This window comes from Pigmentiphaga litoralis (assembly GCF_048632615.1).
In the GTDB taxonomy this organism is placed as follows: Bacteria; Pseudomonadota; Gammaproteobacteria; order Burkholderiales; family Burkholderiaceae_B; genus Pigmentiphaga; species Pigmentiphaga litoralis_B.
Map to the genome: position 1 here is coordinate 1,248,110 of NZ_CP184479.1, position 18,112 is coordinate 1,266,221.

12 protein-coding genes and 1 pseudogene are annotated in these 18,112 nt (G+C 65.5%); 10 read left to right on the forward strand and 3 right to left on the reverse strand.

Annotation, left to right across the window (positions count from 1 at the left end; all coding sequences use genetic code 11):
- Nucleotides 1–606 precede the first annotated feature (606 nt).
- Nucleotides 607–1,695, forward strand: a complete 1,089-nt coding sequence (locus ACNANG_RS05510) for a PAS domain-containing protein (RefSeq protein ID WP_420226331.1) — start codon at nucleotides 607–609, stop codon at nucleotides 1,693–1,695.
- An 84-nt stretch (nucleotides 1,696–1,779) separates the two neighbouring features.
- Entirely contained in the window at nucleotides 1,780–2,985 is a 1,206-nt protein-coding gene (locus tag ACNANG_RS05515) for an MFS transporter (RefSeq protein ID WP_420226332.1), read from the forward strand.
- Nucleotides 2,986–3,033: 48 nt separating this feature from the next.
- Here the strand turns inward: ACNANG_RS05515 and ACNANG_RS05520 are convergent, their stop codons facing one another.
- Nucleotides 3,034–4,014, reverse strand: coding sequence for a magnesium and cobalt transport protein CorA (locus tag ACNANG_RS05520; protein WP_420226333.1), 981 nt, complete (start codon nucleotides 4,012–4,014; stop codon nucleotides 3,034–3,036).
- A 326-nt stretch (nucleotides 4,015–4,340) separates the two neighbouring features.
- Between ACNANG_RS05520 and ACNANG_RS05525 the strand changes: the two are divergent.
- From ACNANG_RS05525 to ACNANG_RS05540, 4 genes and pseudogenes are all read left to right on the forward strand, one after another.
- A pseudogene (locus tag ACNANG_RS05525) lies at nucleotides 4,341–5,946 on the forward strand (glucan biosynthesis protein).
- Nucleotides 5,947–6,124: 178 nt separating this feature from the next.
- Entirely contained in the window at nucleotides 6,125–8,737 is a 2,613-nt protein-coding gene (gene mprF / locus ACNANG_RS05530; protein WP_420226334.1) for a bifunctional lysylphosphatidylglycerol flippase/synthetase MprF, read from the forward strand.
- The gene (locus tag ACNANG_RS05535; RefSeq protein ID WP_420226335.1) at nucleotides 8,734–10,335 is read left to right on the forward strand and encodes a virulence factor family protein; all 1,602 of its coding nucleotides are present in this window, start codon (nucleotides 8,734–8,736) and stop codon (nucleotides 10,333–10,335) included. Before mprF ends, ACNANG_RS05535 begins: the two co-directional genes overlap by 4 nt.
- Nucleotides 10,336–10,437: 102 nt before the next feature.
- Nucleotides 10,438–12,654 carry an FUSC family protein gene (locus ACNANG_RS05540; RefSeq protein WP_420226336.1) on the forward strand — a complete coding sequence of 739 codons (2,217 nt, stop codon included), beginning with the start codon at nucleotides 10,438–10,440 and terminating at the stop codon, nucleotides 12,652–12,654.
- 144 nt (nucleotides 12,655–12,798) lie between these two features.
- On the opposite strand, the gene cadR is transcribed toward ACNANG_RS05540, so the two are convergent.
- Nucleotides 12,799–13,254: a Cd(II)/Pb(II)-responsive transcriptional regulator gene (gene cadR / locus ACNANG_RS05545; protein WP_420226337.1), complete on the reverse strand. Its 456-nt coding sequence runs from the start codon at nucleotides 13,252–13,254 to the stop codon at nucleotides 12,799–12,801.
- 137 nt (nucleotides 13,255–13,391) lie between these two features.
- Between cadR and ACNANG_RS05550 the strand changes: the two genes are divergently transcribed.
- Complete coding sequence (locus tag ACNANG_RS05550; RefSeq protein ID WP_420226338.1) at nucleotides 13,392–15,854, forward strand: heavy metal translocating P-type ATPase; 2,463 nt, start codon at nucleotides 13,392–13,394, stop codon at nucleotides 15,852–15,854.
- Between the two features lie 38 nt (nucleotides 15,855–15,892).
- On the opposite strand, the gene yaaA is transcribed toward ACNANG_RS05550, so the two are convergent.
- Nucleotides 15,893–16,672 carry a peroxide stress protein YaaA gene (gene yaaA / locus ACNANG_RS05555; protein ID WP_420226339.1) on the reverse strand — a complete coding sequence of 260 codons (780 nt, stop codon included), beginning with the start codon at nucleotides 16,670–16,672 and terminating at the stop codon, nucleotides 15,893–15,895.
- A gap of 15 nt (nucleotides 16,673–16,687) precedes the next feature.
- Between yaaA and ACNANG_RS05560 the strand changes: the two genes are divergently transcribed.
- From ACNANG_RS05560 to ACNANG_RS05570, 3 genes are all read left to right on the forward strand, one after another.
- The gene (locus ACNANG_RS05560) at nucleotides 16,688–17,113 is read left to right on the forward strand and encodes a YchJ family protein (RefSeq protein ID WP_420226340.1); all 426 of its coding nucleotides are present in this window, start codon (nucleotides 16,688–16,690) and stop codon (nucleotides 17,111–17,113) included.
- Between the two features lie 101 nt (nucleotides 17,114–17,214).
- Nucleotides 17,215–17,496 (forward strand): hypothetical protein, encoded by a 282-nt coding sequence (locus ACNANG_RS05565; RefSeq protein ID WP_420226341.1) that lies wholly within the window; start codon nucleotides 17,215–17,217, stop codon nucleotides 17,494–17,496.
- The gene (locus tag ACNANG_RS05570) at nucleotides 17,469–18,101 is read left to right on the forward strand and encodes an alpha/beta hydrolase (RefSeq protein WP_420226342.1); all 633 of its coding nucleotides are present in this window, start codon (nucleotides 17,469–17,471) and stop codon (nucleotides 18,099–18,101) included. Before ACNANG_RS05565 ends, ACNANG_RS05570 begins: the two co-directional genes overlap by 28 nt.
- The last annotated feature ends 11 nt before the right edge of the window (nucleotides 18,102–18,112 follow it).

Sequence of the window (18,112 nt, forward strand, 5' to 3'; positions counted from 1 at the left end):
CCGCACCGAAGAAATCAACGCTTTCCTCGTGCGTTTTTCGGATGCCGTTCGCGGGCTCGTGGACGCGCGCGAGATCGGGCAAACCGCGTGCCGCATGCTGCACGAGCACCTTGGAGTAGAGCGCGCCTACTGGGCCGAGGTCAATCAAGCCACCGGGGAATACGTCGTCACGGGCGGCGTGCATTCACCTCACGTAACGCCCATCGAAGGCCGGTTCCCCCTTGACGCCTGGGAATCCTTTGCGTCGCCGGAACGGGAGCGGTGGTCCCATATCGTCGAAGACACGCAGACCGACTCCCGCATCTCCGACGTCATGAAGTCTGACTATGCCAGCATCGAGATCGGGGCGGACCTGACATCGCCGGTGGTCGTCGACGGCGCCCTGCGGTGCGTGCTTGCAGTCAATCAGCGCAGTCCAAGGCGGTGGACGGCCGAAGAAGTCGCGCTGGTCGAAGGCGTGGCCGGCAGGTGCTGGGCCGAAGTCGAACGGGTGCATGCCGAAGCGGCGCTGCGCGCCAGCGAGGCCCGGCTGCTTGCGGTCCTTCAGCAGGCCCCCTCGCCATTGCATTCACCGGGCTGTCTGGCGAAATCCTGTTCCGTAACGCGATGTTCGATACCTTGTGGGGCCAACCGGCGCACCCAGCTGCCGCGCGGACCCACGGCGACGTCTATGCAGGGTTCCATCTCGATGGGCGACCGGTGGCCTCCGGGGAATGGCCCGGTGCGCGCGCCGTACTGAACGGTGAGGTCATCAAGGATGAGGTCTATGAACTGGTCCAGCGCGACGGGCGCAGGGTCGCATGCGGGTTCGCGGCGGGGCCGATCCGCGACCAGAACGGGCAGATCACGGGGGGCGTCGTCCTGTTCCGTGATGTGTCCGAGGAACGGCGCATCCAGGAAGCGCTGCGCCACAGCGAGGAAAAATATCGCGGTCTGTTCGAGGAAATGGACGAAGCCTATGCCGTCGTCGAAATGATCGCGGATGCAAGCGGTCGGTGGACCGACTTCCGTTTCCTGGAAGTGAACCGTCCGTTCATGCGCCATACCGGCATGCCTTATCCGGTCGGCCGCACGGCAACCGACCTGTTGAGGAATCCCAACCCGCGATGGGCGGAGTTGTACGGGCGCGCGGCCGACACCGGCGAGTCGGTCCGGCTTGAAGAAGGCGAAGTCACCCTGGGCCGGGTGTTCGACCTGAACATTTTCCGGCTCGGTGGTCCGGGCAGCCGCCGCATCGCCGTGCTCTTTACCGACATTACCGAGCGCAAGCGCGCCGAACTGGCCTTGCAGAAAGGCGAGCAGCGCCGCCTGGTCGCGCTTGACATGGCAGGCATCGGCGACTGGGCCTACGACGTTGCAAGCGGGGAACTCCACTGCTCGGCGCGCGCCCGCGCCATGCATGGCGTCGGACCCGAAACGCGCGTCGAGATCGAACTGCACGATCGCCTGATCCATCCTGATGACCGCGCAGCCGTGCAGGCAGCCCGCGCGAGTGCGCTCGATCCGGCAGGCACGGGCGAGTACTTCATGGAATTCCGTTTTCTTCCGGTCGACGGCACCGAGCGGCTGATGCAATCCATGGGCCGCGTCATATACGAAGACACCCCCGACGGGCGGCGCGCGGTGCAGATCATCGGCGCCATGATCGATGTGACCCACCGGCTAAGCGTCGCCCGGCATCGTGGCATCATCTAGGCTGCGCAGACCCGTTCAACGGCAAGCGGGTGCTGCTTCCTGTTCCGTTTTTCCTGCAAGCAAGGTCATGCCTTCGTGTCCCCCATGCCTTCCACCGTCCGCACGCGCGCTTTCGTCGCGCTGGCCATCGCTTCCGCCCTGCTCGGCAGCAGTGTCCCCTCTCCGCTGTACCCGCACTACCAGGAAATCTGGCAACTGAGCTCCAGCTTCGTGTCGGCCGTGTTCGCCACCTACGCGATCGGTGTTCTGGTGTCGCTGACGCTGCTGGGCCGGATTGCGGATCGCATCCGTGACCGGCGGGTCATCGTGCTGTCAGGGCTGGGCGTGATTGGCCTGGGCTCGGTGATCTTCGCCTTTGCCGACACGCCCGCCTGGCTGCTGGTGGGACGGCTATTTGCCGGTGCGGGCACGGGCGCCATGGTCGGCGCGGCCAACGCGGCACTGGTGGAACTGGACCCTCGCGGCGACCAGCAACGGGCCGCGGTCATCGGGACGATGGCGTTCACGGCAGGCGGCGCCTTGGGTCCGGTTCTGAGCGGGCTGGCCTTGCAGTGGAACCTGTGGCCGACCGTGCTGCCCTTCCTGGCGATTCTGTTGACGGCGGTGTGCGCCTTTGTGGGCATCGTTGCGTCGCCATGGGTGCACCGGCCGTTCGTGCCGGCTGGCCAGCGCCACGACGCGCCGGCCGTGTCGGCGCGCACTTTGTACCGGTCGCTTGGCTTTCCCTTCCTGATCGCGATGGCGGCGCTGATGATGTCGTGGTCGGTCGGGTCGGTATTCATGGCGGCCAGTTCAACGATCGCGACGCATCTGGTCGGCATCGTCAATCCCGCCCTGACCGGCCTGCTGGTGTTCCTTTTCCAGGCCATGGGCAGCGTCAGCCAGCTGGCCTTTCGCACCGTTCGTTTCCAGACCTCGATCACATGGGGGGTACTGGTCGTTGCCCTGGCGCAGGCCAGTTTCTTCGTTTCGGCCTGGACGCACAGCGCCGTGGCATTCCTGGTGGCCACCGCGTTCGCCGGACTGGGGTATGGCGCGGCGTTCGTGGGTGCAGCGGGCCTGACCAACTATATTGCGCCCTCCGCGTCGCGGGTGACCGTGGTGTCGTGGTTCTACGTCGCGGGGTATGTCGGCGGCAACGCGCTGCCGGCGCTGGCGGTCGGCGTGCTGGCCGACGCCTTCGGCCTGTTTGCCGCAGTGGGCATCTTCAGCGCGGTGGTGATGGGCGGTGGAATCTACACCCTGCTGCGAAACCGGCACCTGCAGGTGGCGCCGACGCCCGCACGCTAGGCTCAGGCCGCGCGCATCCAGCCGCGCGCATCAGGCACCCGTCCGGGCTCAGATCCACTCCGCCCGCCGCAGCCGCCGATACAGCACGCAGCAGCCGGCAACCGTCGCGGCCACCACGGTCGGGTAGGCATAATGCCATTTCAGCTCGGGCATGAACTCGAAGTTCATGCCATACAGGCTGAAGACCACGGTTGGAATGGCCAGAATGGCGCCCCACCCCGCCAGGCGTTTGACCACCTCGCCTTGCCCCACCGTTACGATCGCCAGATTCACCTGGATCGCCGTCGTCAGCATTTCACTGATGGCATCGAGCAGCGCGACGATACGGTTCACGTGGTCTTCCACGTCGCGAAAGTACGCGCGCAACTCCTTCGGCACCAGGTTTTCATGGAAGCGGATCAGCTGCGAACAGATCTCCTGTACGGGCAAGGCAGCAGACCGCAGCCGCAGCAGCTGGCTTTTCAGCTGATACAGGCGACCGATGGCCGCGCGGTCGAAGCGGTCGCGGAAAATATCCTTTTCCAGGTCCTGGAACACGTCTTCAAGCTGATTGGCGATCGGCTGGTAATGATCGACCACGAAATCGAGCACGGCGTACAGCACATAGCCTGGGCCGCGCCCCAGCTGCTGCGGCGTCCGCTCGCACTTTTCGCGCAGGGAGGCATAGGTGGTGGATGCGCCATGACGCACCGACACGATAAAGTTGCGTCCCACGAACAGATGCGTTTCACCGAACACGATGTGTTCGTCCACCAGTTGCGCCGTGTTCAACACCACGAACACCGTGTCGCCATAGGTTTCGATCTTGGGCCGCTGATGCGCGTGCAGTGCGTCTTCCACTGCCAGTTCGTGCAAGCCGAATTCGGACTGCACGTCGCGCAGCAGGGCGTCGTCCGGCTCGTACAAGCCCAGCCACACAAAGGTGCCTGGCTCTTTCAGCACCTCGCTGATATCGGCCATCGGCACATCGCCGAGCTTGCCGCCGTCGCGGTAGGCGACCGAATTGATGACCATCGATGTCTGTTGCATGGCGCTTTCCTGACCGGGCAGAGGGCCACGGGTGGCCGCATCATACGCCGCCTTGCGCGGCCATCCCGCCCCTACACACTTGCGCACGGAGTTTGCAAAACGTTGCAAAGGATGAGCAGGCATGAGTTGTCCCAGCGACATGTGGACAACCGTGGGGACATTGGCCCTGGAAAGTCGAAAACCCCTTGCGGAACAAAAACTTGCGTGCGCTGCCCAAACAGCAGGCACCCGGATGAGTCGATCCAACCGGTTTGTGGAGCACGCCAGACCGGGCAGCTAAGATGCCTTCAACGAAAACCCAATCAGAACAAGGACCTGCGCACCGTATGATCGATCGCCGTACGTTTCTCGCCACCGCGGCCAGTACCGCCACGCTGGCCGCCATGGGCTACCTGCCAACCGCCAGCGCCGCCCAGATCCGTTTTGGCAAACGCACGCCGTTTTCCTTCGATGCCCTGGTGGCCCGCGCCAAGGACCTGGCCGGCAAGGCCTACCAGCCCCCAAGCGCCCTCCACAAGACATCCTGGACAAAATCGACTACGCCGCCCACGGCCAGATCCAGTTCAAGCCCGAGTACGCCGTGTTCGCCGATGGCCCGGGCCAGTTTCCCGTGACGTTCTTCCACCTGGGCCGATATTTTCTGTCGCCCGTGCAGATGCACGTGCTGACCCAGGACAGAACCGGCCTGGCCGCGCGCGAAATCGTCTATCAGGACGATTACTTCAATATGCCGGCCGACAGCCCTGCGCACCAGTTGCCCGCGGGCAGTGGCTTTGCGGGTTTCCGTTTTCAGGAAAGCCGTACGGCCGACCAGGGCAAGCTGGACTGGAAAAAGAATGATTGGGTCGCTTTCCTGGGAGCATCGTATTTCCGCGCGATCGGCGAGCTGTACCAATACGGCCTGTCGGCCCGCGGCGTCGCGATCGACGTAGCCGAACCCGAGCGTCCGGAAGAATTTCCCAATTTCACCCAGTTCTGGTTCGAGACCCCCAAAGACGGCGCGGACACCGTCACCGTCTATGCGCTGATGGACGGCCCCAGCATCTCGGGCGCCTTCCGTTTCGACATGACCCGCAAGGCCGATGTGACCATGACGGTCGACGCCGCCCTGTTCGTGCGCAAAGACATTGCCCGCTTCGGCATTGCGCCCTTGACGTCGATGTACTGGTATTCCGAAGCGCAAAAGACGACGGCGGTGGACTGGCGCCCGGAAGTGCATGATTCCGACGGCCTGGCCATGTGGAATCGCCGGGGGAATACCTGTGGCGGCCGCTGAACAACCCGCCGCGCACCATGGCGTCGTCGTTCAGCGACATGAACCCGCGCGGCTTCGGGCTGCTGCAGCGCGACCGCAACTTCGATCATTACCTGGATGGCGTCTATTACGACCGTCGGCCGTCTTTATGGGTGGAACCCACCAATGACTGGGGCGAAGGCGCGATCCAGCTGATTGAAATCCCGACGGATGACGAAATCCACGACAACATCGTCGCCATGTGGGTGCCGAAAGCCCCGGCTACCAAGGGATCCAGCTATCGCCTGGGCTACAAGCTGTACTGGTCGGCCAACGAGCCCTTCCCGCCCGCCCTGGCGCGCTGCGTCGCCACGCGTCTTGGCAATGGCGGCCAACCCGGCAATGCGCGGCCGCAGGGCGTGCGCAAATTCATGGTCGAGTTTCTGGGGGGCGGGCTGGCCAATATGCCCTACGGCGAAAAGCCGGAACTGGACCTGTGGACGTCCCGCGGATCGTTCTCGTACATCTTTGCGGAACCGGTGCCCAATGGCGTGGCGGGGCACTGGCGCGCCCAGTTCGACCTGACCGTGGACGGCGCCGACCCGGTCGAATTGCGCCTGGCCCTCAAGCATGCCGGCACGGTCCTGTCCGAGAGTTGGTTGTACCAATACCACCCGATGCCGAACCAGACCCGCTAGCCCGGCGCAAAGCGGTGGTCCGCCGGGCGCCGATGCTAAACTCGCGCCGCCTGGCGGGCCGGATGCTTTAGGGCCCCGGCCCGGCTTCGTGTGAGGAAGACACCGGTCACTCCCTGAAAGGACACGCGCGCAGAACGCGGGCCTCGACGACTTTGGCATTGGACTAAGATCTAGCGACATGAAGCCTTCACCCTCGCTCGCTCCTTCTACGGCGTCGCCCGCCGAAGCGCCCGAACCCGCGCGCCGCTCGCGGTGGGCCACGCTGCGCCCCTGGGTCGTTCCCGCCATCGTTCTGGTGCTGGCGGTTCTGCTGATCGACGCCCTGCAGGTGCTGCTCAGCCAGGTGCACTACCTGGACGTGATCGCGGCCGCGGCCGCCACGCCCCATCTGGACCTGATCTTCGCGGTGCTGGCCACCGCGCTCAGCTACCTGATCCTGACCGGCTACGACTTTTCCAGTCTGGCCTACGTCGGCGCCAAAGTGCCCCGGCCCACCATTCTGCTTACCTCCTTCGTCGCCTATGCCCTTGGCAATACGGTCGGCCTGGGCGTGCTGACCGGCGGCACGGTCCGGATGCGGCTGTATGCGGCCGCGGGGGTCGAGGCCAGCAAGGTGGCGCAGGCCATCGCTTTCAATGCCGGCGCCTTCGGGCTCGGCATGACGGCCTTTGGCGCTGCGGGCCTGTTGTGGGGCGCGCCACAGGTCGCCGACCTGCTCAAGATGCCGGCATGGGCGCTGCAGGGCCTGTCCGGCCTGGTGCTGGTGGGCATTGCCGCGTTCGTGCTGCTGTGCGCGCGCTTCACCACCCTGCCCATCGCGGGGCGCTGGAAGGTGCCCCTGCCCAACGCCGGGCTGGCCGTCCGCCAGCTGGTGATCTCCGCCGCCGACCTCAGCGCCGCCGCGGCCGCATTGTGGTTCCTGCTGCCTGACAACGTCGTCGACCTGCCCACCTTCGTCGCGTTCTACGCCGTGGCCATGGCGCTGGGGGTGATCAGCCATGTGCCAGGCGGTCTGGGCGTGTTCGAAGCCGTGATCCTGCTGGCCTGCGGCGGCCGCGCGCCCACTGAGCAGATCGCGGGCGCCCTGATCCTGTATCGCGGCATCTATTTCATCCTGCCGCTGATCGTCGCCGCCATCCTGCTGGCCACGTTCGAACTGCGCAGCACTGCCGTGGCCAAGGTAGGCCGCGCCGCCATGAAGCTGACGCCCGGATTGCTGGCGGGCCTGGCATGTATTGCCGGCATCATGCTCCTGGTGTCGGGTGTCACGCCCACTACCAGCGATGCCGTGGCCGAACTGCTGGAATTGAACGTGCCGCTGTTCGTGGTCGAAGCGGCTCACCTGATCGGCAGCGTGATGGGGCTCGTGTTGCTGTTCGTGTCACGCGGCCTGCTGCACCGGCTGGATGCCGCCTGGTGGGCAGCCCTGGGCGCGGCCATCGTGGCGGGCGTGCTGGCCTTGCCCAAAGGCATCGCGGTGTCGGAACTCGCCGTCATGGGCCTGCTCGCGCTGCTGCTGATCACGTCTCGCAAGCAGTTCTACCGTCGCTCGTCCCTGTTCACGCAGACCTTCGAAAAAGGCTGGCTGATCGCCGTGGCCTGCGTACTGGCCGCCATGACGTGGATCCTGTTCTTTGCCTATCGCGACGTCGATTACGCCGACCGCATGTGGTGGGAATTTGCCATGGACAGCAGCGCGTCCCGGTCCATGCGGGCCATGATGGCGGTCGCCATTATTGCGCTGGTATTCGGGCTGTGGCAGTTGTTCCGCCAGCCCGCCGGCACTTCCGCGCCGCCCAGCGCCGACGACCTGGTCAAAGCCGATGCCGTGGTACGCGCCCAGGCCGCGGCCGATGCCTGCCTGGCGCTGATGGGCGACAAGAGCCTGCTGTTTTCGCCGTCGGGCAAGTCTTTCATCATGTACGGCAAGCAGGGCCGCTCGTGGATCGCGCTGGGCGACCCGGTGGGTGTCGCCAAGGAATGGCCGGAACTGGTCTGGCGTTTCATTGAAATAGCGCATGGCAATGGCGGGCGCGCGGCCTTCTACAAGGCCCGTCCACAGACGCTGCCGCTGTACCTGGATGCCGGCCTGCGCGCCTTCAAGCTGGGCGAAGAAGCGTATGTAACGCTGCACGACTTCAGCCTGCAGGGATCACGGCGCGCCAATGTGCGCCACGGGGTGAGCCGCGCCGAACGCGAAGGCTCCAGCTTCGAGATCGTGTCGCCACCCGACGTGCACACCATCCTAGACGAGATCCGCGAGATTTCGGACCTGTGGCTCGCCCAGCACAACGCGCAGGAAAAGGGCTTTTCGCTGGGCGCGTTCGATGATGACTACGTGCAGCGTCAGCCGGTCGCGGTCGTGCGGGCCAAGGGCCGTATCGTTGCGTTTGCAACGCTGATGTCGCCCGAAGTGCTGCGCGTGGAGGTCAGCGTCGATCTCATGCGGCAGCGGCCCGATTCGCCCGCCGGAACGATGGACTTCCTGTTCGCCAAGCTGATGCTGCACTTCCAGTCGCTGGGCTACCAGCGGTTCAGCCTGGGCATGGCGCCCATGTCGGGCATGGTGGACCACCAGTTGGCGCCGCGCTGGCACCGATTCGGCCGGTTGATGTTCCAGTATGGCGAGCGCTTCTACAACTTTCGCGGCCTGCGCAGCTTCAAGGACAAGTTCGATCCGGTTTGGGAAGCCCGCTATCTTGTCGCCCAGGGCGGCGTCAATCCACTATTCGCGCTTACTGACACGGCCGCCCTGATCGGCGGCGGACTCAAGGGAGTCATCGCCAAATGAAACACCGCGTGCTTGCCGTGCTGGGCGCCGCCCTGCTGCTGGCCGGATCGGGCGCCCAGGCGGCGTCTCCGGAAACGATTTCGCACGGCCGGTTCAACGACCTGCCGGTGTACAAGCCCGCCGGCCCGGTCAAGGGTTTCGCGCTGCTGCTGTCTGGCGCGGCGGGTTGGGACGCTGCCGCAAAGACGCAGGCCGAAGCCCTGGCCCGCCAAGGCACGATGGTCGCGGGCATCGACACCGCCAAGCTGCTGGCCAACCTGGAAGCCGACAAGGGCAAGTGCGTAATGCCCGATGGCGACATGGAAAACCTGAGCCGCTTCATACAAGCCTACGAACACCTGCCCACCTACTTCCCGCCTATCCTGGTCGGACAGGGCGCGGGGGCATCGCTGGCCTACGCCATGAACGCCCAGGCGCCTGTCACGCGCTTCGGCGGCCTGCTGACGGTCGACTTCTGCCCCGTGCTGCCGATGCAGAAGCCTCTGTGCAATGGCGAAGGCGTGCATTTCGAGAAGGCCACGTCGGCTGCGGGCGCGAAGCTGCTGCCAGCCAAGAAGCTGGACCACCCGTGGATCGCGCTGCAGGATCCGAATGCCGGGACCAGGGCAGTCACAGCGGCCCCGGGCGCGACGACGGGCGCCGTCCGCTCCGGCGTTCCGAACCCGGGCATGTCAAATCCGGGCGCGGCCAACACGAGCGCAGCCCCTGCCGCCTGCGCGCCCGGCGCGGCGCAGGCCTTCCTTGCCGCCGTTCCTGGCGTCGAGATCCAGCCCGTGACGCTGCCCACTCGCCGCGACGATGCATCTGCCCCGTGGATCGGCACCTACACCACGGCCTTCAACAAATTGAACGCCGAGCGCCCCGCCGCGCCGCCCATCCCACCCGCCACCATTGCCGACCTGCCGGTCGTCGAGATCCCGAGCAAGGCGCCCGGCGACACCTTCGTCATTCTGCTGAGTGGCGATGGCGGCTGGGCGGGCCTGGACCGCGACGTGGCCGCATCGTTGCTCAAGATGAACGTGCCAACCGTAGGCTTGGATTCGCTGCGTTACTTCTGGAGCAAACGCACGCCCGCGTCCGTCACCGCCGACATGGACCGGCTGATCCGCTTCTACCTGACGCGGTGGAACAAGAGCAAGGTCATCCTGGTGGGCTATTCGCAAGGGGCCGACGTGCTGCCTTTCGTCATGAACCGCATGCCCGCCGCCACCCGCAAGCACATCCCGCAGACAGTGCTGATGGGACTGGGCAAGAAAGCCGCATTCGAATTCCAGGTGACCAACTGGATCTCGGCCCCGTCCAACGGCCTGCCGATCGCGCCCGAAACCGAAAAACTGGCGGCCGGCACGACCACGTGCATCTACGGGCTGGAGGAAGCCAAGGACTCGGGGTGCCCCCTGGTCGATCCCGCGAAGATCAAGGTCGTCAGCCTGCCCGGCGGTCACCATTTCGACGGCGACTACGATAAGTTGGCTAGGATCATATTGAGCCCCCCTAGGCGCTGCGCGCCTCCCCAGGGGCGGCACTGGTCGACTGGCAAAGCCAGATCGACTGTGCCTGAAGTGGGCCGCGGCATAGCGCCGGACGACAACAACTAACTAGCTTGCAACGCCCCCTTATCGCGGGCACAGCGGATCTGGCTTTGCCAGGCCGCCAGTGCCGCCCCTGGGGAGGCGCGCAGCGCCAGGGGGGACTTACCTTTGGATTACTCGACCAAGAACATCAAAAAATTCGTGTACAGCCACTACTTCTACGGTGGCGTGCGGCAGGCGCTTGGGGCGTTGGTGCCGGCCATGGTGCTGCTGGGGCTGTTCGACTTGCCGGTGCTGGGCCTGGCCGCCACGTTCGGCGCCATGTGTGTGTCCATCGTCGACCAGCCGGGCCCGGTGCGGCATCGCAAGAACGAAATGCTGGGGTGCGCGGTGCTGGGCGCCGCGACGGCGGGCATCACCGCGCTGGCGACGCCCTATGCGTGGGGGCTGTGGTTCACCGTCATCGGCCTGTGTTTCTTCCTGTCGCTGCTCAGCGTATTTGGCCGCAAGGGCGGGCTGATCGGCTTTGCGTGCATGCTGCTGATGACGCTGACGATGCACAGCGACTTCACGCCCGGACAGGCGCTGCTGCACACCGTCGTCACCATCGCGGGCGGACTCTGGTACACCGGTTTCAGCTTGGTGGTCACACGGCTGCAGTGGTATCGCCAGGAACAGCAGGCGATCGCGGCATGTATCTTTGCGTCGGCCGAATACCTTGAGGTCAAGGCGCGTTTCTATGATCCCGACGTCAGGCTGGAAGACAACTACCAGCAACTGATCGTCCGCCAGGCGGCCGTGGCCGAACAGCAGGAAGCCGCGCGCGACGTGGTCCTGCGCGAGCTGCCCCGCGCTGCCAGTGAAGGCATGGACGCGCGCCGCGCCCGCATGTTCAAGATGTTCATCGACATCGTCGATCTGCATGAGACCGTGGTGGCCGTGCACACGGATTACGAACTGCTGCGGCGGGTGTTTGCCGGATCCGACCTGCTGGTGTTCTTCCACGATCTGCTGCACAAGCTGGCGCTGGATACCGAAGCGGTCGGCCTGGCGATCACGCAAGACCGGATCACGCATCGCCACATCAACGTCAAGGCTGAACTGCGCGCCATCGAATACGAGATCGACCAGCTGAAGAAGGCCGACTTTCCCAAGCTGGAGCCCGAAGCCTATACGGCGCTGATCTGGACCTTCCGACGCGCGCGCAATGCGTCCCACATCCTGGACCGCCTGCATCGCGATACCGACCCGGCCAGCGATGGCGAAGCCTCGTCGCTCAAAATGGATGCGTCCCTGCGCCGCTTCCTGTCGAAGCAGGACTTCAGCCCCGCTCGCATCACCAGCAACCTCAAACTGTCGTCGCCCAATTTTCGTCACGCCCTGCGGGTGACGCTGGCGGTGGCGATCGGCATGACGATATCGAGCGAGTGGCTGATTCCGCATCACATCATGCACAGCTACTGGATCGTGCTGACCATCGTCGTCATCATGAAGCCGGGCTTTTCCTTATCCAAGCAGCGCAACGTCCAGCGGCTGACCGGCACGCTGATCGGCTGCGCGCTGGTCCTGGCGCTGCTTTCGTTCGTTGACAACACGCTGGTGCTGTTCGCCGCCATGATGCTGGCGGCGGTCATGGGCAACAGCCTGGTGCAGCTGTACTACCTGGCCAGCGCCACCTTCAACACCACCTTCGTGCTGCTGGCGTTTCACTTCATTGCGCCCGGGTCGCTATCGGTGATCGGCGAACGGGCCCTGGATACGCTGGTGGGCTCCATCATCGCGCTGGGGTGCAGCTACTTCCTGCCGTATTGGGAATACCGCCTGATCAAGCCGGCCGTGCAGCGCGCGATCGCGGCCAATCGCAACTATCTGTCGGCCAGCCAGCAACTGGTGGCCACGGGCGTTGCGCAGCCGGCCGATGACGTCGACTACCGGCTGGCCCGCAAGAACGTGCACATTGCGTTCGGCAACTTTGCCAATTCCTTTTACCGGATGATGCTGGAGCCGCGCTCCAAGCAGCGGTCGGTGGCCGAGTTGAATAATCTGGTGATCCAGAACCACGAACTGGCCGCGCAGATCGGTGCAGCCGCTCCGCTCCTGGCCACCCTGCCCGCCATGCCGCCGCCGTTGGCAGGCGTCGCGCGCCGTATCGAAGGCATTCTGGATGACGCCGTCAAGGGCACGCCCGACACGCGGGATGACTCGGAAGTCTTGCGCGAACTGGCCCGCGATCTGGACAGCACCGTATTGGATGCGGAAGCCACCGGGTCCGTAGACGGTGACACCGTCCACACGCTGCGCCAGTTGGTGTTCCAACTGAAACAGATGGCCAAGACGAGCCTGTCGATCCGCCGCAGCGCCGCGTTCGCACGACTGCCCGCCTGAGGAGGCAGACAGCCACCATTCCGCAACCGGCGATCAGCCGGCAGCCGTTAGGGCCGCGCACTTGTGCGAGCTCACGCGACTCGGACAGCGTCAGGAACTGGCGATGCGGCGGTTCGACCCACCAGGCGCCCGGCCCGCCCGACTTCAACTGTGTGTCGGCCCCAGCAATCCGTGCTTGTGCGTCGAATCGTGCCTTGGAGGCGGGTCGACCGCCTCGGCCAAGGTCTGCAGGATGCCGCAGTCCTTCGCGGCCTTGGCCTGCAGGCATTGTTCCCGCAGGCTTTTCAACTGCTTCTGCAGCGCGCGCAGTTCGGTGATCCGCGTGGCCACATGGCCGATGTGCTCATCCAGCAAGGCATTGATCTCGCCACAGCTGGCATTCGGCGCATCGCGAAATTCCAGCAAACGCCGGATCTCGCCCAACGTCATGTCCAGAGACCGGCAGTGCCGGATCATCTGCAGACGTTCCACATGGCTCTCACCGTAAATCCGATAGTTACCCGCCGTGCGCGCGGGAGGCGGCAACAGCGCCTCACGCTCGTAGTAGCGAATGGTCTCCACCGGTGTGTTGGTACGTGCGGCCAGTTCGCCGATTTTCATGTCGCACCTCGAACCGATTCTTTGGGGAGCTGGTTGCTCCCGACTCGTTGTTACACAAGCATAGCGCACTATCGGCACAAAGCTTGACTCTGTACTTGCTATAGGGTTTTCAATAGAGGCTCATGATTGGAGGGCCCATGTCCGACTCGAAGGGCTGCTGCGGCAGCGCCCAAGCCCAAGCACACGCCCGCGCCGCTGCACACGCACACGCCGGCGCGCACGCCCATGCACACGCTGATGCGCACGCACACGCCCATGCGGATGCCCACGCGCACGCCCAGGACACCTGCTGCGCCGCCGGCCCGGAAGACCTGGCTGCGTCGGTCGCCGCCCAGCCCGCGCCCGACGGCACGCCGTTCTCGCTGTTCCGCATCGACCAGATGGACTGCCCCACCGAGGAACGGCTGCTGCGCAAGGCGCTGGAGCCCCTGCCCGGCGTGCATCAACTGGCGTTCAACCTGATCGAACGCACGTTGCGGGTCCATCACGACCTGCCCGACCCGGAACCGCTCATGGCAACGATCCGCGGCCTGGACATGAAGCCGGTGCTGCTCAATGCGCCCGGGCAGGAAGGCGCCGCGCCCGCGGCGCCTGCGCCCGCCGTGTCTCGCACGATGGCATGGCGCATGGGCATTGCCGGCGTCCTGGCGATCGGCTCGGAAGTGGTCGCCTTCAGCACCGGCGACGAAACCTCGTGGCCCATCGCGGCGCTCGCCCTGGCGGCCATCCTGATCGGCGGTCTGCCCACCCTGCGCAAGGGCTGGATCGCGCTCAAGAACCTGACGCTGAACATCAATCTGCTGATGACGGTCGCCGTGATCGGCGCCGTCCTGATCGGCCAGTGGCCCGAGGCCGCCGTGGTGATCTGGCTGTTCGGCATTGCCGAAATGATCGAGGCCCTGAGCCTGGAACGCGCCCGCAACGCCATCCGCGGCCTGACCGCGCTTGCGCCCGACCGCGCCCTGGTGCGGCAGCCCGACGGCGGTTGGCTGGAACAGTCGGTCGATACCTTGGCCATCGGCCAGGTGGTGCGCGTGCGGCCCGGCGAACGCGTCGTGCTCGATGGCGTGGTGCTGCGTGGGGTGTCCAGCATCGACCAGTCACCGATCACCGGCGAAAGCATGCCCGTGGACAAACAGACGGGCGACCGCGTCTTTGCGGGCACCATCAACCAGGACGGTGTGCTGGAGATCGACATCACGACCCGCAAGGGCGACACGATGCTGGACCGCATTGCCCGCTCCGTGCAGGACGCGCAGGCGCAACGCGCGCCCACGCAACGCTTCATCGACCGCTTTGCGCGTATCTACACGCCCATCGTCTTCCTGGCGGCCATCGCGGTTGCCGTCGTCGCGCCCCTGGCATTCGGCGCGCCGTGGCAACCCTGGATTTACCGCGCCCTGGTGCTGCTGGTAATCGCCTGCCCTTGCGCGCTGGTCATCTCCACCCCCGTCACGATCGTCAGCGGGCTGACCGCCGCAGCACGCCGCGGCATCCTGGTCAAGGGCGGACTGTATCTGGAACAGGGCCGCAAGCTCACGGCGCTGGCACTCGACAAGACAGGCACGCTGACCGAGGGCAAGCCCACGTTGACCGACATCATGGTGCTGCCTGAAGACAATGCCGACTCGGCGTCAGGCACAGCCCCGACGTCGGGCGCTTCCTTAGGCTCCGGCCCAGGCGCTCCCCTTCATTCGACTGCCGCCCTGTCCCGCGACGCCGCCCACCGGCTCGCCGCCAGCATCGACGTGCTGTCGCCCCACCCGGTCGCCGTCGCCATTGCGAGTGGTGTCAACGCCGCCGACCTGGCCGAGGTCACCGGCTTCCAGTCCCTTCCCGGCCGCGGCGTTCAAGGCGCGATCGACGGCGTCATGTACTACGTCGGCAACCCGCGCCTGATGCAGGAAATCGGCGCCGACACGCCCGCCGTGGCCAGTGCGATGGAAGCCCTGGAGCGGCAGGGCAAGACGGCCGTCGTGCTGGCCCGGAAAGGCCAGGCGCTGGCGCTGCTGGCCGTCGCCGACACGGTGCGCGACACCAGCCGGCAGGCCATTGCCGATTTGAACGCGCTGGGCGTGCGTACCGTCATGCTCTCGGGCGACAACGCCGCCACCGTCAGCGCGGTCGGCACGTCGCTGGACATCACCGACGCGCGCGGCAACCTGCTGCCTGAAGACAAGCTGCGTATCGTCAACGACCTGTCGAACCAGGGCCGGGTCGGCATGGTCGGGGACGGCGTGAACGATGCGCCTGCGCTGGCCCGGGCCGACATTGGATTTGCGATGGGCGCGGCCGGTACCGACACGGCCATTGAAACGGCCGACGTCGCCTTGATGCAAGATGACCTGCGCAAGATCCCGGAATTCATCCGCCTGTCGCGCCGGACCGCGGCGGTCCTGATGCAGAACATCGCTTTCGCGCTGCTGCTCAAGATCGTGTTCTTTGGCCTGACATTTACCGGCCATGCCACGCTGTGGATGGCCGTGTTCGCCGACGCAGGCGGAAGCCTGCTGGTGGTCTTCAACGGATTGCGGCTGCTGCGCACCCCGCATGAGGCCCGTACGACACCCGCGCCCGTGGGCAAGCCGGCCACTGCTTAACGCGGTACGGCGTCCCGCTCCGCAGTGGCCCACCCCACTCAGTCCGCGGCAACATCCCGGCGGAACACGAGCCGGTCGTCGGTCGACTCGGCTTTGGCGTAGGCATAGCCCGCCTTGTCGAAGCCCAGCAGATCCTTGGGCGTTGCCGCCTGGTGCTCAATGGCGTAGCGCACCATCAGACCCCGCGCGCGCTTGGCGTAGAAGCTGATGACCTTGTAGTCATTGCCCTTCCGGTCCTCGAACACGCACTGCACCACGCGCGCATCCAGAACGCGGCGGTCCACCGACTTGAAATATTCTTCGGACGCCAGGTTGATGACGACGCGCTCGTCTTTGCCCTTCAACCGCTTGTTCAGATACGCGGCAATCTCGCCGCCCCAGAACTGGTACAGATTCTTGCCGGTCGGGGTCTCCAGCTTCGTGCCCATCTCCAGCCGATAGGGCTGCATCAGGTCCAGCGGCCGCAGCGCGCCATAGAGACCGCTCAGTATCACCAGATGCTGCTGAGCCCAGTCCAGTTGCTTGGCCGACAGGTGGGGCGCGTCCAGCCCCTCGTAGACGTCGCCATTGAAGGCCAGCACCGCCTGCTTCGCGTTTTCGGTCGTAAACTCGGGAGTCCAGTCGTGGTACCGCTCGGAGTTGAGCGTGGACAGGTTCTCGCTCAGGTCCATCAGCTTTGCGATTTCGCGCGGCGACTTGCGCCGCAGCACCTCGATCAAGGCCGCGGCCTGATCCAGGAACAGGGGTTGCGTATGCTTGGCCACGTGGGCCGGCGATTCGAAGTCGAGTTTCTTGGCGGGCGAAAGCAAAAACAGCATGGTGGGTACCGACAAATGAAGCGAGGCGATACTGTAGACCAAATGTGCCCCTGTGGCGTCCGCCTGCCCTATGCGGCCTGCTGCGGCCGCTGGCACGCCGGACCCGACCGGCTCAAGGCGCCCGATGCGCCGTCGTTGATGCGATCGCGCTATAGCGCCTTCGTGCTCGATGACCTGGATTACCTGCTGGATACCTGGCATCCCAGCACCCGCCCCATCACCCTCGACCCCAATCCTCCCGGCATGCAATGGCTAGGCCTGGAACTGCGCGGCCATGCCGCCACGGGCGATGGCCAGGCCACGGTCGAATTCGTCGCCCGCAGCAAATTCGCGGGCCGGGCGCAGCGCATGCACGAAGTCAGCCGCTTCACGCGCGAAGCCGGTATCTGGCAATACGTCGACGGCGACTTTCCCAAGGAAGCCAGGCGCGCAACGCGCTAGCCCGGACGCGCGCGCAAAGAAGCAGGCGCGTGCGCTGCGGTATCCTGATCGACTGACCTCTTGCCGGCGCGATGTCACCGGCATTTTTCATCGACGGACCCATGGCCACCACCCGACGTTCTCCTGCTGCCGCCGCGCCCCATCCCAAGCCCGGTACGCCCGACTATTTCGAAGCGCACTACAACACCAGCTTGCGTGTGCCCGAGTTCCACGCGATCCAGGCGCACTGGGCGCAAGCCAGCGTCGAAGCGCGCCACCGCCAGCCGCGCATGCGCACGCTGGCCTATGGCGATCAGCCCGGCGAAACGCTGGACTTTTTCCGGCCGAATCCGCCGATGCGCCGCTGTTCGTATTCATGCATGGCGGCTATTGGCGCGCGCTGAACAAGTCCGACTTTTCCTGGATCGCGCCTGAACTCGTCAGGCAAGGCGTATCGGTTGCCGTGGTCGACTATGCGCTGGCGCCCGCCAATCCCATCGAAGGCATCGTTCGCCAGATGCTGGCGGCGCACGCCTGGCTGTATCGCCATGCGGACGACCTGCGTATCGATCGCGACCGCATCGTCACCAGCGGCCATTCGGCCGGGGGCCACCTGACCGCCATGATGATCGCCGCGCGCTGGCCGCAATGGGGAGATGATCTGCCGTCCAGCCTGATCCACGGCGGACTCGCGATCAGCGGTCTCTATGATCTGGATCCGGTGTCGAAAGCGCCCTTCCTGGCGTCGTTGGCGCTGACACCGGAACGCGTGGAAAAGCTGTCGCCCGCCTACATGTCGCCAGGGTCTGGCGCACGCCTGATCACTGCCGTGGGCGGCGAGGAAAGCGGCGAGTTCAAGCGCCAGACGGCATTGATCGCCGAACGTTGGCCCGACAACGTCGTGCGCGACGTGCCCCTCCCGGGCCTCAATCACATGACCGTCTGCGACGGCTTTGCCGAGCCGGATTCGGCCTTGTTCCAAGCTGCGCTGGAGCTGCTGCGGGACTGACTCGCCGGCCC

Coding starts and splice junctions, on each gene's coding strand:
- cadR (WP_420226337.1), bottom strand. CDS start 13,254: ATGAAAATCGGCGAACTGGCCGCACGTACCAACACACCGGTGGAGACC.
- ACNANG_RS05515 (WP_420226332.1), top strand. CDS start 1,780: ATGCCTTCCACCGTCCGCACGCGCGCTTTCGTCGCGCTGGCCATCGCT.
- ACNANG_RS05550 (WP_420226338.1), top strand. CDS start 13,392: ATGTCCGACTCGAAGGGCTGCTGCGGCAGCGCCCAAGCCCAAGCACAC.
- ACNANG_RS05510 (WP_420226331.1), top strand. CDS start 607: ATGTTCGATACCTTGTGGGGCCAACCGGCGCACCCAGCTGCCGCGCGG.
- mprF (WP_420226334.1), top strand. CDS start 6,125: ATGAAGCCTTCACCCTCGCTCGCTCCTTCTACGGCGTCGCCCGCCGAA.
- ACNANG_RS05535 (WP_420226335.1), top strand. CDS start 8,734: ATGAAACACCGCGTGCTTGCCGTGCTGGGCGCCGCCCTGCTGCTGGCC.
- ACNANG_RS05565 (WP_420226341.1), top strand. CDS start 17,215: ATGGCCACCACCCGACGTTCTCCTGCTGCCGCCGCGCCCCATCCCAAG.
- ACNANG_RS05560 (WP_420226340.1), top strand. CDS start 16,688: ATGAAGCGAGGCGATACTGTAGACCAAATGTGCCCCTGTGGCGTCCGC.
- ACNANG_RS05570 (WP_420226342.1), top strand. CDS start 17,469: ATGCATGGCGGCTATTGGCGCGCGCTGAACAAGTCCGACTTTTCCTGG.
- yaaA (WP_420226339.1), bottom strand. CDS start 16,672: ATGCTGTTTTTGCTTTCGCCCGCCAAGAAACTCGACTTCGAATCGCCG.
- ACNANG_RS05520 (WP_420226333.1), bottom strand. CDS start 4,014: ATGCAACAGACATCGATGGTCATCAATTCGGTCGCCTACCGCGACGGC.